Origin of the sequence: Thauera sp. (assembly GCF_047601425.1) — a bacterium.
GTDB lineage: Bacteria > Pseudomonadota > Gammaproteobacteria > Burkholderiales > Rhodocyclaceae > Thauera.
On the sequence record NZ_JASGJL010000001.1, the window covers coordinates 2,855,735 to 2,870,800 of the forward strand.

Annotated in this window: 16 protein-coding genes; 11 read left to right on the forward strand and 5 right to left on the reverse strand. The window is 68.9% G+C overall.

Annotated features, from left to right (window positions below; translation table 11 throughout):
* The first annotated feature begins 1 nt into the window (after position 1).
* The 6 genes from QM748_RS13850 (at position 2) to QM748_RS13875 (ending at position 5,402) form a co-directional block, all read left to right on the forward strand.
* On the forward strand, positions 2-1,078 hold the full coding sequence (locus tag QM748_RS13850; protein ID WP_415247508.1) for an ABC transporter substrate-binding protein: 1,077 nt from the start codon (positions 2-4) through the stop codon (positions 1,076-1,078).
* Positions 1,079-1,080: 2 nt separating this feature from the next.
* Positions 1,081-2,094, forward strand: a complete 1,014-nt coding sequence (locus QM748_RS13855; protein WP_415247509.1) for a FecCD family ABC transporter permease — start codon at positions 1,081-1,083, stop codon at positions 2,092-2,094.
* 1 nt (position 2,095) lies between these two features.
* Positions 2,096-2,884 (forward strand): ABC transporter ATP-binding protein, encoded by a 789-nt coding sequence (locus QM748_RS13860; protein WP_415247510.1) that lies wholly within the window; start codon positions 2,096-2,098, stop codon positions 2,882-2,884.
* Complete coding sequence (locus QM748_RS13865) at positions 2,881-3,492, forward strand: hypothetical protein (RefSeq protein ID WP_415247511.1); 612 nt, start codon at positions 2,881-2,883, stop codon at positions 3,490-3,492. The genes QM748_RS13860 and QM748_RS13865 overlap by 4 nt, the downstream gene beginning before the upstream one ends.
* Before the next feature lie 4 nt (positions 3,493-3,496).
* Complete coding sequence (locus QM748_RS13870; RefSeq protein WP_415247512.1) at positions 3,497-4,102, forward strand: hypothetical protein; 606 nt, start codon at positions 3,497-3,499, stop codon at positions 4,100-4,102.
* Between the two features lie 136 nt (positions 4,103-4,238).
* Positions 4,239-5,402, forward strand: coding sequence for an enoyl-CoA hydratase/isomerase family protein (locus tag QM748_RS13875; RefSeq protein WP_415247513.1), 1,164 nt, complete (start codon positions 4,239-4,241; stop codon positions 5,400-5,402).
* Positions 5,403-5,432: 30 nt separating this feature from the next.
* Here QM748_RS13875 and QM748_RS13880 read toward each other — a convergent pair whose 3' ends face one another.
* Positions 5,433-6,533, reverse strand: coding sequence for a putative zinc-binding metallopeptidase (locus tag QM748_RS13880; RefSeq protein ID WP_415247514.1), 1,101 nt, complete (start codon positions 6,531-6,533; stop codon positions 5,433-5,435).
* Between QM748_RS13880 and QM748_RS13885 the strand changes: the two genes are divergently transcribed.
* The gene (locus QM748_RS13885; RefSeq protein WP_415247515.1) at positions 6,505-6,981 is read left to right on the forward strand and encodes a GlsB/YeaQ/YmgE family stress response membrane protein; all 477 of its coding nucleotides are present in this window, start codon (positions 6,505-6,507) and stop codon (positions 6,979-6,981) included. The genes QM748_RS13880 and QM748_RS13885 overlap by 29 nt on opposite strands.
* A 57-nt stretch (positions 6,982-7,038) precedes the next feature.
* Here QM748_RS13885 and QM748_RS13890 read toward each other — a convergent pair whose 3' ends face one another.
* Both QM748_RS13890 and QM748_RS13895 read right to left on the reverse strand, forming a co-directional pair.
* Positions 7,039-8,025 carry a hypothetical protein gene (locus QM748_RS13890; RefSeq protein ID WP_415247516.1) on the reverse strand — a complete coding sequence of 329 codons (987 nt, stop codon included), beginning with the start codon at positions 8,023-8,025 and terminating at the stop codon, positions 7,039-7,041.
* 76 nt (positions 8,026-8,101) lie between these two features.
* Positions 8,102-8,548, reverse strand: a complete 447-nt coding sequence (locus tag QM748_RS13895; protein ID WP_415247517.1) for a YaiI/YqxD family protein — start codon at positions 8,546-8,548, stop codon at positions 8,102-8,104.
* Positions 8,549-8,770: 222 nt separating this feature from the next.
* On the opposite strand from QM748_RS13895, the gene fdhD reads away from it, so the two are divergent.
* From fdhD to QM748_RS13915, 4 genes are all read left to right on the forward strand, one after another.
* On the forward strand, positions 8,771-9,652 hold the full coding sequence (fdhD, locus tag QM748_RS13900; protein ID WP_415247518.1) for a formate dehydrogenase accessory sulfurtransferase FdhD: 882 nt from the start codon (positions 8,771-8,773) through the stop codon (positions 9,650-9,652).
* A gap of 113 nt (positions 9,653-9,765) precedes the next feature.
* Positions 9,766-10,845 (forward strand): AI-2E family transporter, encoded by a 1,080-nt coding sequence (locus tag QM748_RS13905; protein WP_415247519.1) that lies wholly within the window; start codon positions 9,766-9,768, stop codon positions 10,843-10,845.
* A gap of 139 nt (positions 10,846-10,984) precedes the next feature.
* Positions 10,985-12,283: an acetyl-CoA hydrolase/transferase family protein gene (locus tag QM748_RS13910; RefSeq protein ID WP_415247520.1), complete on the forward strand. Its 1,299-nt coding sequence runs from the start codon at positions 10,985-10,987 to the stop codon at positions 12,281-12,283.
* A gap of 124 nt (positions 12,284-12,407) precedes the next feature.
* On the forward strand, positions 12,408-13,514 hold the full coding sequence (locus QM748_RS13915) for an HPP family protein (RefSeq protein ID WP_415247521.1): 1,107 nt from the start codon (positions 12,408-12,410) through the stop codon (positions 13,512-13,514).
* Between the two features lie 12 nt (positions 13,515-13,526).
* On the opposite strand, the gene QM748_RS13920 is transcribed toward QM748_RS13915, so the two are convergent.
* Positions 13,527-13,961: a CBS domain-containing protein gene (locus QM748_RS13920; RefSeq protein ID WP_415247522.1), complete on the reverse strand. Its 435-nt coding sequence runs from the start codon at positions 13,959-13,961 to the stop codon at positions 13,527-13,529.
* Positions 13,962-14,208: 247 nt separating this feature from the next.
* Positions 14,209-15,063, reverse strand: coding sequence for an archaetidylserine decarboxylase (gene asd, locus QM748_RS13925; RefSeq protein WP_415247523.1), 855 nt, complete (start codon positions 15,061-15,063; stop codon positions 14,209-14,211).
* Positions 15,064-15,066 lie beyond the last annotated feature (3 nt).

Consider the following 15,066-nt stretch of genomic DNA (forward strand, 5'->3'; position numbering starts at 1 on the left):
CATGGCCGCACTGCAAAGATACCTGGCCCCCGGCCTGCTTGCGGCCGCGCTCTGCGCGCCGGCCGCCGCCGCCACGATCACCGACCAGAACGGCCACGAGGTCGCCATCCCCGAACAGGTGCGCCAGCTCGTCGCGATTCCGATTCCGCTGGCCTCGATGGTGATGGCGGTCGACGGCGGCGTGGCCCGCCTGTCCGGCATCAACGCCGCCGCGCGCAGCGACATCGACGACGGCCTGCTGGGGAAGATGTTCCCCGGCGCCGCCCGCCTGCCGGCGCAGGTCGCCGGCGAGAACTTCGTGCCCAACGCCGAGGCGCTGGCCGCCGCCCGCCCCGATCTGGTCATCCAGTGGGGCGACCGCGGCGACGCCATCGTCGCCCCGATCCGCAATCTCGGCATGCCGGTGCTGACGCTGCGCTACGGCGACAGCCTGCTGGCGGCCGACTGGCTGCGCCTGACCGGCACGGCGCTGGGCAAACGCGAGCGCGGCGAAGCCCTGGCGAACTGGTTCGAGCGGCGCGTGGCGGAAATCGAACACCGGGCTGCCGCCATCCCCGAGCAGAAGCGGCCCCGCGTGCTCTACCTGATGCGCGCGCGCTCCGCCCTCCAGGTCGCCGGCAAGGGCACCAGCATGGACGGCGACATCCGCCGCGCCGGCGGCATCAACCCGGCCGCGGCGCTGCCGAACTTCGCCCAGGTCAGCATCGAGCAGATCCTGGCGTGGAACCCGGACGTGATCCTGCTCAACAACTTCGAGCCCGGCCTGATGCCGGCAGACCTGTTCCGGGACAGCCGTTTCGACGGCGTCGGGGCGATTTCCTCGCGCCGGGTCTATCTCTACCCGAGAGGCGGCTTCCGCTGGGATCCGCCGAGCCAGGAAACACCGCTCGCGGTCAACTGGATTTTCAGCATCCTGCACCCGGATAAGGCCGAACCCGGCCTGCGCCGGCGCATCACCGAGGCCTACCGCGAGCTTTACGGCCATCAAACCGGGGCGGCCGACCTCGACCGGGTGCTGCGGCTGACGGAGAACGGCGCCAGCGCCCGCTACCTGGAACTGTGCGGGCCGGCGCCATGATCGTGGATCATCGCCGTCACTGGCGCGCCAGCGCGTTGCTGCTGCTTGCGCTCGCCCTGTGCCTGCTGGCCGGCCTCGTCCTCGGCCGCTATTCCATCCCGCCGGGGCAGGTGCTGGACATCCTGCTTGCCGGCGGCGGCGCTGACGATCCGGTCGCGGTGCGCGTCATCGAGGCCGTGCGCCTGCCCCGCGTGCTGCTGGCGGCGCTGGTCGGCGCCGGACTGGCCGCCGCCGGCGCGGCGCTGCAAAGCCTGTTCCGCAACCCGCTGGCCGAGCCGCAGTTGCTCGGCGTGTCCTCGGGCGCGGCCTTCGGCGGCGTGCTGGGCATGATGATGCTGGGCGACGGCCCGCCAGTGGTCGCCGGCGCCCTGATCTGGGGCCTGCTGGCGCTGTTCGCGGTGTTCGCGCTGGCCGGGCGGCAGGCCGCCGGGCGCACCAGCGGCACGGTGCTGCTGGTGCTGGCAGGCATCGTCGTCAGCGGCGTGTTCGCCGCCGGGGTTTCGCTGGTCAAGCTCGTCGCCGATCCGCAGAACCAGCTTCCCGCCATCGTCTTCTGGCTGATGGGCAGCCTCGCCAACGCCAACCAGGACAGGATCCTGCTGGCCCTGCCCTGCATCGGCATCAGCCTGCTGCTGCTCTACGGCCTGCGCTTCCAGCTCATGGCGCTGTCGCTTGGCGAGGAAGACGCCCGCGGCCTCGGCATCCGCGTCGGCCGGGCGCGCTTTCTGGCGCTGGCCGCCGTCGGCCTGATCACCGCCGCCAGCGTCGCCGTGTGCGGCGTGGTGGGCTGGGTCGGGCTGGTGGTGCCGCACCTGGTGCGCATGGGCATCGGCACCGACCACCGCAGCTTCATGCTCAACGTGATGCTGGGCGGCGCGGCCTACCTGACCCTGGTCAACACCCTGTCGCGCACCGCCGCCGAGGTGGAAATTCCGCTGGGCGTGCTGACGGCCCTGCTCGGCGCGCCGCTGTTCGCTTTCCTCGTGCGCCGCATCGGCCACGGCCTGGAGCACTGACATGACGGACGACGCAAGAATCGTCATGCGCGCCCACGGCCTGGGCTACCGCCTCGCTACCGAGGATCGCTGGGTGCTGGACGGCGTGTCGCTGGAACTGGCGCACGGCGACCTGTGTGCCGTGCTCGGCCCCAACGGCGTCGGCAAGTCCACCCTGCTGCGCATGCTCGCCGGCGCCCAGCCGCCATCGGCGGGAGAGGTCGAACACCTGGGCCGCGTCGGCTATGTGCCCCAGGCCGTGCATCCGGCGCTGCCCTTGAGCGCGCTCGAAATGGTGCTGCTCGGCCGCGCCGGCGGCATTTCCCTGCTCGGCGCGCCGCGCCGCCGCGACTACGACGCCGCCCTCGCCGCGCTGGCCCGGGTCGAGGCCACGCATCTGGCCAAACGCCCGTTTCCCGCGCTGTCCGGCGGCGAACGCCAACTGGTGCTGATGGCCCGCGCGCTGGCGGCGGAGGCGGACATCCTGATCCTGGACGAACCCACCGCCGCGCTCGACTGGCACAACCAGGCCTTGCTGATGGGAGTGCTGGCCGAGCTGGCCGCCGACGGCATCACCGTGCTGGTCAGCACCCATGCCCCGCAGCACGCGCTCGACTTCGCCAGCCACGTCCTGCTGATCTTCGACGGCAGCCGCCACGGCTTCGGCCCGCCGGCGCAGGTGATGGACGAAGCCGCGCTGTCCGCTCTCTACCGGCTCCCGGTCTGCCGGGTGCCGCTGGCGGCCGTGGCAGGCGGCATGGCCGCCATTCCAGTGTTCAGACCGCCCACCCGAGAAGCAGACCATCCATGAGCTCGATACTTTACGTGCGTGCCGTCGGGCACGAATTCCCTTCATTCCTGCAACTGCCCGAAGCGCAGGGCGTCGTCACCCGCCATGTGCGCGAACTCGGAGCGGCGGATTTCGCCCGCTTCGACGTCATCATCGTTCCGGCCCACATCGACCAGCGCGCCTTTGCCGGCCACAGCGCGGAGCTGGAACGCTTTCTCGACAAGGGCGGCACCCTGGTCTTCAACGGCCACCTCGTCTATCCGGTGCTGCCGGAACTGGCGATGTTCGTGCAGGCCGCCGGCAGCCGCAAGGACGACCTGCTGGTCGAACGCACTGCGGCGCATCCCGTCTTCGACGGCGTCGACGTCCATGACCTGAGCTTTCGCCGCGGCGTCGCCGGCTTCTATGGCCGCGGCGCCAATCCGCCGCCGCCCGGCGCCATCGTGCTGCACCGGCTCAAGGCCGACCGCTCGCCGGTCAACTGGTACTGGGAACGCCCGCAAGGCGGCCGCATCCTGATGCACTCGGGCAACCCGCTGTGGATGTACGTCAACGACGACACCAGCGCCGCCCGCATCGCCCCCCAACTGCTGCGCTGGCTCAAGGCCGGCATCCACCAGGGAGCCTGAAAACATGTCCATCGCCTTCATCGACGGCGGCACCTACTATCACCACGCCACCGTCAACGACCCCGAGTTCGCGCGCTATTTCGCCGCCAGCATCTATGCGCCGGAGCTTGCCGACACCGAGCTGGACGCCTTCGACTGTATCTACGTCGCCAGCCGCCAGGATCCCGAATACCTCCTGCGCGCCAGGCCGCGCCTCGACGACTTCCTCGCCGCCGGCAAGACCGTGGTGGCGATGGGCGACAACCAGGCCGAGGACTGGCTGCCCGGCGTGCGCTGGCGGCCCGCGCCGGTCAATTTCTGGTGGTGGCTGACGCCGGGCGCGGACAGCGGCCTGCGCGTGGCTGCCCCGGAGCACTCGCTGGTCAAGGCCATCGGCCTGGACGCCTTCACCTGGCACCGGCACGGCCATCTTCAGCCCCCCGCGGGCGCGGTTTCGCTGGTCGATGCGGTGGAAGGCGGCTCGATCTTCTACGACGACCGGGTGAGCACGCCGGGCCGCCTGCTGGTGTCAACGCTCGACCCCTGCTACCACCACGGCAGCTACTTCATGCCCGCGACCACGCGCTTCCTGCGCGGCTTCCTGCCCTGGCTCGCCGCCGGCGCGTCCTGAGCAGGAAACCGTCCCCGAATCGCTCGCCGGCAGCCCCCGCCAGGGGGGGTCGCCGTTCCATGTGGCGTCAAACTGTCCGACACTGTCGGCCTGCCCGAACGGGCGACCCAACCGACCCACACATGAGGACACTACGATGAACGACAGCACGATGAAGGACAGCACGACGGGCGACTGCGTGGTCCTGCGTGAATTCGACACAACCTGCGGCCGCCGCTTCGGCCACGCCACGCTGAATTCGCCCAAGAGCCTCAACGCCCTGTCGCTGGCGATGATCGACCGCCTCGCGCCGCAGCTCGACGCCTGGGCGGCCGACCCGGCGATCGTCGGCGTGCTGCTCGACGGCTCGCTGGAGAAGGCCTTCTGCGCCGGCGGCGACGTCGCTGCGCTCTACCACGCCATCAAGGCCGCGCCCGAAGGCGAAATACCGCAGGCCGCCAAGGATTTCTTCGAGCGCGAATACCGCCTCGACCATCGCATCCACACCTATGCGAAGCCCATCCTGTGCTGGGGCCAGGGCATCGTCATGGGCGGCGGCATCGGCCTGATGGCCGGCTCCTCGCACCGTGTCGCCACGCCCACCACCCGCATGGCGATGCCGGAAATCACCATCGGCCTGTACCCGGACGTCGGCGGCAGCTGGTTCCTGCGCCGCATGCCGGGCCGCAGCGGGCTGTTCCTGGCGCTGACCGGCGTGCCGATCAACGCTGCCGACGCCCGCTTCGCCGGGCTGGCCGATTTCATCATCGACGATGCCCAGCGCACCCGATTGCCGGCGCTGCTCGCCGGCACCCGCTGGGATGAACCGGATGCGGCCGGCAATGCCGCCAACCACGCCCGCCTGGGCGCCCTGCTCGACCGCCTAGGGGAATCCGCCGCCGTGCCGGAATCGCCGCTGCGCGCGCACTACGACCGCATCGAGGCGCTGATCGGCCACGACGGCCTGGAAGCCATCGCCCGCCGCCTGGCCGCACTGGCCGACGACGCCGACCCCTGGCTCGCCACTGCCGGCAAGACCTTCGTGCACGGCGCTCCAAGCTCGGCAAAACTGTCCTGGGCGCTGTGGCAGAAAACGCGCCACATGTCGCTGGCCGAGGTGTTCCGCACCGAATACCACGTCTCGGTCGCCGCCACCGCCCACCGCGACTTCGCCGAAGGCGTGCGTGCGCTGCTGATCGACAAGGACCGCAAGCCGCGCTGGCAGTACCCCACCCTGCAGACGGTCGATGACGCCGCCATCGAGGATCACTTCGAGCCTCACTACGGCGGCCCGCACCCGCTGGCCGATCTGGGCGCCTGATTCCGGCCGCCCACATGGAAGGCTGCATCTTCACCCGCGCCTGGCCGCGACCAGATCGTGCACGAAGGCAAGCTTCTGCCGCACCACGTCGGGCAAGGCGAAAGGGTAGAGGTCGGCAGCCCCCATCGAACGGTTCAGCGCATTCAGCGCCACGGTGAGCGGCACCCAGGCGGACAGCAGCCGCTTCACCGCCGCTGCGCGGTAGGGATCGATGTCGATGTCGGCGGACAGCTCGCCTGCCTCATCGACTTCGGGCTCCAGCTCGATGCCGAGCACGGCGGCGGTTTCCAGGGTATCGACCATGTGCAGATAATGCGCCCAGGTCTCGGCCCAGTCTTCCCAGGGGTGCATGGTGGCGTAGGCCGACACGTGGCTCGCCTCCCAGCCTTCCGGCGGCCCCTCGCGGTAGTGGCGGTCGAGCGCCTGGGCGTAGTCGGCGCGCTCGTCGCCGAACATCGCCCGGAAACCGTCCAGCGCGCCGCCGTCGCGCACCAGCAGATCCCAGTAGTAATGCCCGATCTCGTGGCGGAAGTGGCCGAGCAAGGTGCGGTAGGCTTCGCCCATCTCGGCACGCGTCCCTTCGCGCGCGGCGTCGTCGGCCTCTTCCAGTGCGATGGTCACCACGCCGCCGGCATGGCCGGTCATCACCGGCGCGGCGCTGCCCGGCAGTTCGGCGAGAAAATCGAACACCAGCGGCTCGGCATGGCCGTCACCGGGGGCCGGACGCGGCAGCCCGAGCCTGGCGAGCGTGTAGATGAGCCTGCGCTTGGCCACCTCGATCTTCTGCCAGCGCGCGAGCTGAACCGGGTCGTCGAGATTGGGCACGGTGCGGTTGTGGCGGCAGGCCGGACAGAACTCGGCCGCATCGTCCGGCACTTGCGCATCAGCGGCCTCGCCGGCGGGCACCATCCAGTTGCAGGCGCTCAATTCCCAGTTTCGGCAGAAGCGCCAGCGCCGGCCGTCCTCCGCTCCGTCCTCGCCGGGCAATACCCGCCAGCGCGGCCCGTCGGCCTCCACCGCCGCCATGCGGTCCTGTTCCGGCAGATAACCGAGCGTCTGCCCGCAGCGCAGGCAGACGGTATTCTCGAAATGCACCACCTGTTTGCAGCACTGGCACTGGAACAGCTTCATCGCCATCTCCTCGGAAACGGTTTTCCCGGCCACGTCATTGTCTGCCTGCACCGGCGCCGTCCGCAGCGCCATGTGTATCGACTTTTTACCATTTGCCCTTTGGCAGCGCACAGCGCGCCTGCATAATCCGGCTTACGCCGTCATTGCCATGGCGGCGCGCGTTTCCACTGTTTCCACTGATCTGGAGGACGTGCAGATGAGCGACATGGGTGTCGGCTGGTTGGCCGCCGTGATCATCGGCGGCATCGCGGGCTGGATTGCTTCGGGCGTGATGAAGAGCAATACCGGCGTCCTGATGAACATCGTGCTCGGCATCATCGGCGCCTCGGTGGCGAGCTTCCTGTTCGGCATTCTCGGCGTCTCCTTCGGCGGCTGGCTCGGCTACCTGGTGGCCGGCACCGTCGGCGCCTGCATCCTGATCGGCATCGTCAGAGCGGTCAGGAAATGACGTAGCCCGGAGCGTGCCGGCCCGGCACGTTCCGGATACAAGAACCACCGCCCTGCCTCACTCTCCCCTGGCCGGAGGCCGGCCATCCGGCGGCATGCGGCGGCCGTCTCCCGGAGGCGGATCGCCCGGCCCGCCTCCTGGCCCCCTCCCGCCCCGGCGGGCGCCGCTGACCCTGCACAGCGGCTCGTCCATGGCCTGGCGGACCACCAGCGTCTTGTGGGCGAACATCACCCCATCGCCCATGCGCTCGACCTCGAACAGATAGGGTGCCTTGTCGGCTTCCCCGCCGACCACGCCATCGGTCTCCAGCGTGGTGTCCGGCTGGCCGAAGCGCTGGTACAGCGCGTGCTCGTCGAAGATCCGCGCATTCAGTTCATCGCTGAACAGCAGTTGCGTGACGACACTGCTGGGTGCGCGGTCGTCGGCCAGGTATTCGCCGATCTGCACACGCACATGGACATGCACCGCACGGCCGCGATACCAGCCGGGATAACAACTGTCGAAGGCAACGACACCCCGCGCATCGGTGCGCTGGTAACCGCGGAAGAACTGCCTGCCGCGGTCCTCCGGGTCGTTGTTGCACATGCGCATGATGTCCCCTGAATAACCCCCGGTGTAGTTGGTATGCCAGATCTCGACGATGGCATCCGGCACGGGACGGCAGGCCTCGTCGACGACGCGCAGCGCCATGCGCAGCGGGATGCCGTCCCAGCCGTCGCTGACGTCGGCGCGTTCCGGCGAGGCGGTGTGGCAGGGACCGATGGTCGTCGAGCAGATCAGCCGGCATGCCGACTCGAGCGTATCCGTGAACGGGTCCGGAAAGCTCACCGCCCGGCCGATCCGGCGCGTGCCACCGCTGGCCCATGCGCCGAGTGCGGTGCCCGTGCCAGCCGACGGAGTGGCAGCGGCTGCCGCCATCGGCCGCTGCCCGAATAGCGTGGTCAGCAGCAGCGAGCCGGCCGCCAGGCGGAACAGGCCGCGCCGGCTGCTGCTTGGCGGGTCGGCTTGCCGTGACGGCTCCGGAACGGAATGTGCATTCTTCATGGCGGCACCTGCGAGTGATTGGAGAGCGGGCCGGCACTGCCACCGATACGCGGCATCCTGCGCCCGAAGGCGGGCTTCACCTGCGCTTTGCCAGCAGGCTGTCCAGTTGGTTCCCGAAGGCCTGCCGGTCGGCATTGGAAAAGGCGCGCGGACCGCCCGTTTCCACGCCGCTGCTACGCAGGCTCTCCATGAAGTCGCGCATGCTCAGGCGCTCCTGGATGTTGGCGGCGGTCAGGCGCTCGCCGCGTGGATCGATCACCGTGGCGCCCTTGGCGATGACCAGGGCCGCGAGCGGGATGTCGGCAGTAACGACGATGTCGCCCGCTTCGACTTCGCTGGCGATGCGCTGGTCGGCGACGTCGAAGCCGCCCGGCACCTGCACCGCCCTGATCCACGGCGAAGGCGGCACCCGCAGCATCTGGTTGGCGACCAGGGTCAGCAGCGTTTCGGTGCGCCTGGCCGCACGGTAGAGGATTTCCTTGACGACGGCCGGACAGGCGTCGGCATCGACCCAGATTTTCATGGCGACAGTTTCTCCAGATGAAGGCCGACGATAGCACTCAGCCAGCGTGAAATGCAGGAATGGCGCCTGCCAAGGCTCCGGGTGAGCTGCTAAACTGCTCGGCCGGATGCCCGAACCGGGCGATGTCTCAAGCGCCCGCCTGCCAGATACCCGCATGCTGCATACGCACCTTCCCACTACCGTTTCTGCTGCCCGCCATTCAGACCTGGCGCGGGGCGGGCGATGAGCCCTCCTGCGTCCACGGTCTGCCCGCTGCCCGGTGGCGAGGCGGCCACCGACTTCGACCCCGCTACCAGGCCGATGTCGCAGACAATGCCCGTCCTGCGCCATACAGTGGACGGAAGCAGCGGTGATTTCGACGAGGTGATCGAGGAAGTGCCCGTCGCCATGGTGTTCAACGGCATCTCCCACGCGGTGATGCTGGCCTCGCCCGCCGATCTCGAGGACTTCGCGCTCGGCTTCGCGCTGAGCGAGAACATCGTCGCCAATGCCGCCGAAGTGTTCGACCGCGAAGTGTTCTCGCTGCCCGCGGGGCTGGAAGTGCGTATCGAGATCGCCGCGCGCCGCTTCGCCGAGCTGAAGGCGCGCCGCCGCAGCCTGGCCGGACGGACGGGCTGCGGCCTGTGCGGCGTCGACAGCCTGGACGAATTCGAACGCGCGCTGCCCCAGCTGCCTCATCGCACCAGCATCGACACCGCCGCGGTGCAGCGCGCACTGGCGGCCTTCGACGGCCACCAGCCGCTGCGCGAACGCACCGGCGGCGCCCACGCCGCGGCCTGGGTCGGTTCCGCCGGCGGCATCATCGCCGTACGCGAGGACGTCGGCCGCCACAACGCGCTCGACAAGCTGATCGGCTGGCGCGCAGCCCGGCTCGCTGCCGGCGATGCCGCCGCGCACGACGGCTTCGTGCTGGTATCGAGCCGCGCCAGCTACGAAATGGTGCAGAAGGCCGCCCGCGCCGGCATCGGCGGCCTGGTCGCAATCTCGGCGCCCACGGCGATGGCCTGCCGACTGGCGGAACAGAGCGGGCTGGTGCTGGCGGGCTTTGCCCGCGGCGACCGGCTGGTGGGCTACGCACACGCGGAGCACCTGCTGCGCGGCTGAGGCACGGCGCGCACCGGATTCCGGGGCGATCCAAAGCCTCGTCTCCGGCAAGCGGACCGGGGGCAAGGCCCACTCGGGTATAGTCCCCCTGTTGGCCATCCGCCCCGTTCATCATGCCGCCAGTCCTGCAAGCTCCCCTCATCGTCCGCACGCTGCTGCTGTTGATCCTGGCAGCGGGGGCCTATTTTCTCAGCGGCTTTCTCGTCCCCGTGCTCGCCGCACTGATCATCGGCTTCGCCAGCTGGCCGCTCTACCGCCGCGGCGTCGAGCTGTGCAGGGGCAACACCACGCTGGCCGCGAGCGTGGCAATCATCGTCGTCATCTGTGCGCTGATCGTGCCGCTGACCATCGCCCTGCACTACGCACTGAAGGAAGCCGGCAATTTCATCGCCTGGCTGCTGGAGGCGAACCGCACTGGCGCCCCGGTGCCGGAATGGATCAGGGCGCTGCCGATCGTCGGCGAGCGGCTCGCCGAATACTGGAAGGAACACCTCGGCAGCCCCAGCGCGCTCGGCGAATGGGTGCAGATCGTCAGCGGCGAGCATCTCGGCAACATCTACCGCATGGTGCTGAGCGCCACCGGCGACCTGTTCCGCCTGGCGCTGACTGCGCTGTTCATGCTGATCACGCTGTTCTTCGTCTACAAGGACGGCCGGCGCATCGCCGCGCAGATCGACGTCGTCGGCGAACGCATCCTGCCCGCGCGCTGGCAGCGCTTCTCGCGCGTGGTGCCGGCCACCGTCAGCGCCACCGTCACCGGCATGGGGCTGATCGCGCTCGGCGAAGGCGTGGTGCTGGGCGTGGCCTACTGGGTCGCCGGCGTGCCCTCGCCGGTGCTGCTCGGCGTCGCCACCGGCTTCATGGCGCTGATTCCGGGCGGCGCGCCGCTGTCGTTCACGCTGGTGTCGCTGTACCTGATCGGCTCGGGCAACCTCGTCGCCGGGCTCGGGCTGTTCGCCTGGGGCTCGATAGAACTGTTCATCGTCGACAAAACCCTGCGCCCTCGCCTGGTGGGCGGGCCGGTGAAGCTGCCTTTCCTGCCGACCTTCTTCGGTCTCGTCGGCGGCGTGCAGACCATGGGGCTGGTCGGCCTGTTCGTCGGCCCGGTGCTGATGGCGCTGCTGGTGGCGATCTGGCGCGAATGGCTGCATGGCATCGAGGACTCGCCCCCCGCCTACGGCGGACAGCCCTGAGCCGCGCGGCGGCCGGCGCATCCGGCGCCGTGCATGCCGCTGGCCGCCTTTCGCCGCCCGATCCATACGCATCAGTATGGAATGTCCTATAATCCGTTTTTCTTATACGCCCAGAACGACGGGACAGGAGGGTGAGCGCATGTCAGCAGTCCAGACCCTTTACCAGCAGAAGCGCATGATGGCGACGGACGCCGCCGGCCTGGTCCGCGACGGCGACACCGTCGTCGTGCCGACAGGGGTCGCCGAACCTCCTGCGCTGCTGCATGCGCTGTCCGAGCGGCGCCACGAACTGCGCGACGTCGCCGTCAGCCAGATCCTGCCGTTGCGCAAGTTCGCCTACCTGAACTCCGAGACACGGGCCAACATCCGTCACGATGCCTATTTCTTCGGCGGCGCCACCCGCGAGGGCGGCAAGGCCGGCTGGGTCGACTACGTTCCCGCCTATTTCTCCGAACTGCCGATGCTGATCGACCGCGGCCTGACGCCGGCCGACGTCGTCGTGTCGATGGCCTCGCCGATGGACGAGCACGGCTACTTCAGCCTGTCGCTGGCCCCCGACTACACGATGGCGGCGATCCGCCGCGCCCGCGTCGTGCTGCTGGAAGTCAATCCGAACGTGCCCTTCGCCAACGGCAACTGCCACATCCACGTCTCCCAGGTCAGCGGACTGGTCGAAAGCGACGAACCGCTGTTCGAAGTCGGCCTGCCGCAGATCGGGCCGGTGCAGGAAGCCATCGGCAAGTATGTCGCCGACCTGATCGACGACGGCTCGACGCTGCAGATCGGCTACGGCGGCATCCCCGACGCGGTGGTCATGCAGCTGCAGCACAAGCGCGACCTCGGCATCCACACCGAGATGATCGGCGACGGCATCCTGTCGCTGCTCGAATCCGGCGCCGTCACCAATCGCCGCAAGACCTTCATGCCCGGCAAGATGGTCGCCACCTTCGCCCTCGGCTCCAATCGCCTGTACCGCACCCTGCACCGCAATCCGGCAATCGAGATGCATCCGGTCGATTTCACCAACGATCCGTATCTGGCGGCGCGCAACGACAAGCTGTGCGCGATCAACGCCACCCTGCAGATCGACCTGATCGGCCAGTGCGGTTCCGAATCGCTGGGCCACACGCCCTACTCCGGCACCGGCGGCCAGGTGGATTTCGTCCGTGCAGCCAACCGCTCGAAGGGGGGCAAGGCTTTCATCGTGCTGCCGTCGACGGCGAAGGACGGCACCGTGTCGCGCATCGCGCCGATGCTGTCGCCCGGCACCCACGTCACCACCAGCAAGAACGACATCAACTACGTCGTCACCGAGTACGGCGTCGCCGAGCTGCGCGGCAGGACGGCCAGGCAGCGCGCCGAAGCCCTGATCGGCATCGCCCATCCGGATTTCCGCGGCGAACTGCGCGAGGCGGCACGGCGAATGAACCTCGCCTGATCCCGCAGCGGAGATGACGGGGAGCGCGCACCGGCTTGGTGCGCGCGGCGGGCCTGCGCTAAGATCGCTCCCCGCCCCTCTCCCCGGCAGCGTGCCGGGCTGATGCCCTAGTCCGGAACGCCGCGTGCAACACCTGTCTTCCTGGTTGAAGGCCTTCTGGCCTGCCCCTCTCCCGGCCAGCCCGCGCGAACGGCTGCTGGGCGGCATCGGCGCCTTCCTCGGCCTGCTCGTCACCGAAATCGTCAGCCGCTACACGCTGGGCAGCAGCGTGCCATGGTTCGTCGCACCGATGGGCGCTTCCTCGGTGCTGCTGTTCGCCGTGCCGGCCAGCCCGCTCGCCCAGCCCTGGTCCATCGTCGGCGGCAATTTCGTCTCGGCGCTGATCGGCATCGCCTGCGCCCGCTGGATTCCCGATCCCGCGCTGGCGGCGACGCTGGCCGCCGGCGTGGCGATCATCGCCATGTTCCAGCTGCGCTGCCTGCATCCGCCCGGCGGCGCGGTAGCGCTGACCAGCGTGCTCGGCGGTGCCGAAGTCGAGCGCCTGGGGGTGCTGTTCGCCTTCACGCCGGTGGCGCTCAACTCGCTGCTGCTGCTGCTGACTGCACTGCTGTTCAATGCCGCACTGCGCAGGCGCTACCCGCATCGCCCGGCCGAAGTTCCTGCGGCCGCCCAGCACCATACCGCCGACCCCAAGCCCAGCGACCGCCTGGGCGTCCGCCCCGAAGACCTGCAGGCCGTGCTGGAAGAACGGGGCGAAATGATCGACATCAGCGCCACCGACCTCGAGGAAATCCTGCTCGCCGCCGAGCAGCGCGCCTGGCGGCGGCGTTTCGGCGACTTGAGCTGCGCCGACGTGATGTCCCGCGACGTGGTCACGATCACGCCCGATGCGACGCTGGAATCAGCCTGGGCCCAATTGGCCCATCACCGCGTCAAGGCGCTGCCGGTGGTGGAGGATGGAGACCGCCTGGTCGGCATCATCACGATGCACGACTTCCTGCTCGCCCAGGACATGCCCTGGCAGAGCGTGGGCGAAGTGATGAGCGCAGAAGTGTTCACCGCCAGCCCGGCGCAGAACATCATGGATCTGGTGCCCGCCTTCTCCGATCGCGGCCGCCACCACGTGCCGGTGGTGGACGCGGACGGCCGCGTGGTCGGCATGCTGACCCAATCCGATCTCATTGCCGCTCTGTTCCAGGCCGGCCTGGATCAGGCACTGCACGGCGCCTGATCCAGCGGCCGCTTACAGAATGACGGTGATTTCCTCGCGCCGCACCAGCTCGGAGCCGAAATCGAGCGCATCGAGCGCCAGCGCGTCGCGCGCGGTGATGACGCCCAACGGGCAGTTGCTGGCATCGATCACCGGCACGTGGCGCACGCCGTTCTCGTACATCAGATGCAGCGCATGGCCGAAGGGCTTGTCTTCGACCAGCGTCAACGGGTTGTGGGTCATGACTTCGCCGACCGGCGTGGCATCGGCATCCAGGCCGGCGGCCAGCACGCGGAAGGTGGCGTCGCGCTCGGTGAAGATGCCGCTGAGCACGCCATGCTCGGTCACCAGCGCGGCGCTGCTGCGCTGCTCCTGCATCATGCGCGTCACGCTGCGCACGGGCATGTTGACGGACACGCACAGGAAGGGACGATCGGAAAGTACCTGTTGGATGGGACGGTTCGGCATGATCTGTCTCCTTGATGCTTTTTATGGAAAGGCATGATTGCCTAGCGTCAATCGTGCCAGCCTGGGTGCGCGTTGTGAACCAAGTTTTCCGGCTATGGTTTTCACACCCAAGCTATTGTTATAGCGCACCTTTCTTACAGACAAAAGACGATGCCATCATGCTGCAGCGCAGCACAATGACATTGCCCATGCACTCCCCCCGTGCGTGCCCGCCCGCCGCCGCCCCGGAATGGGGCATGGCGCACGCTCAGACTGCCGGCGGACGCCGCCCCATCGCTTCGCCCAGCCTCACCGCCCCCCCGGCCGACCAGCCGGACTCGAAGCGCATCGTGCCTTTCGGAAACAGCATCACCACCGTCGAGCCGAGCAGGAAACGGCCCATTTCATCACCCTTGCGCAGTTCGACTTTGCCCGGCGCGTAGGCATGCTTCTCGATGTCGGGCCGGCGCGGCGGATTGACCACGCCGTGCCAGGCGGTCGCCATGCTGCCGACGATGGTGGCGCCGACCAGCACCATCACGAAGGGGCCGGCCTCGCCCTCGAACACGCACACCACGCGCTCGTTGCGCGCGAACAGGCCGGGCACGCCGCGCGCAGTGGCCGGATTGACCGAGAACAGGTCGCCCGGCACATAGATCATCTGCTGCAGCCGGCCGTCGCAAGGCATGTGGATGCGGTGGTAATCGCGCGGGCTGAGGTAGATCGTGGCGAACTCGCCATCCTCGAAACACGCCGCCAGGCTGCGGTCGCCGCCGACCAGGGTGGTGGTGGTATAGAAATGCCCCTTGGCCTGATAGATCTGGTCACGCTCGATGGGGCCGAACTGGCTGATCGCACCATCGACCGGGCAGAGGTAGTCGACCTCGGCGAACGGCCTCGCGCCTTCGCGCAGCGGCCGGGTGAAGAACTCGTTGAAGCTCGCGTAGCTCGCCGGGTCCGGATTCGCGGCTTCGTCCATATTCACGCCATAGCGCTTGATGAACCAGCGGATCACCGCCGTCGTCGCCTTGCCGCCCCGCAGGCCGGCGAGCTTGCCGGCAAGCTGGGTCAGGGCGCGCTTGGGCAGGAGGTACTGGAGGGCAACGGAGAGGCGTTCGGACACGGC

Bases quoted from the DNA above. Each gene is read 5' to 3' on its own strand.
- QM748_RS13875 (WP_415247513.1), top strand. From the start codon at position 4,239: ATGAACGACAGCACGATGAAGGACAGCACGACGGGCGACTGCGTGGTC.
- QM748_RS13860 (WP_415247510.1), top strand. From the start codon at position 2,096: ATGACGGACGACGCAAGAATCGTCATGCGCGCCCACGGCCTGGGCTAC.
- fdhD (WP_415247518.1), top strand. From the start codon at position 8,771: ATGAGCCCTCCTGCGTCCACGGTCTGCCCGCTGCCCGGTGGCGAGGCG.
- QM748_RS13865 (WP_415247511.1), top strand. From the start codon at position 2,881: ATGAGCTCGATACTTTACGTGCGTGCCGTCGGGCACGAATTCCCTTCA.
- QM748_RS13920 (WP_415247522.1), bottom strand. From the start codon at position 13,961: ATGCCGAACCGTCCCATCCAACAGGTACTTTCCGATCGTCCCTTCCTG.
- QM748_RS13905 (WP_415247519.1), top strand. From the start codon at position 9,766: ATGCCGCCAGTCCTGCAAGCTCCCCTCATCGTCCGCACGCTGCTGCTG.
- QM748_RS13910 (WP_415247520.1), top strand. From the start codon at position 10,985: ATGTCAGCAGTCCAGACCCTTTACCAGCAGAAGCGCATGATGGCGACG.
- QM748_RS13870 (WP_415247512.1), top strand. From the start codon at position 3,497: ATGTCCATCGCCTTCATCGACGGCGGCACCTACTATCACCACGCCACC.
- QM748_RS13880 (WP_415247514.1), bottom strand. From the start codon at position 6,533: ATGAAGCTGTTCCAGTGCCAGTGCTGCAAACAGGTGGTGCATTTCGAG.
- QM748_RS13850 (WP_415247508.1), top strand. From the start codon at position 2: ATGGCCGCACTGCAAAGATACCTGGCCCCCGGCCTGCTTGCGGCCGCG.
- QM748_RS13895 (WP_415247517.1), bottom strand. From the start codon at position 8,548: ATGAAAATCTGGGTCGATGCCGACGCCTGTCCGGCCGTCGTCAAGGAA.
- QM748_RS13890 (WP_415247516.1), bottom strand. From the start codon at position 8,025: ATGAAGAATGCACATTCCGTTCCGGAGCCGTCACGGCAAGCCGACCCG.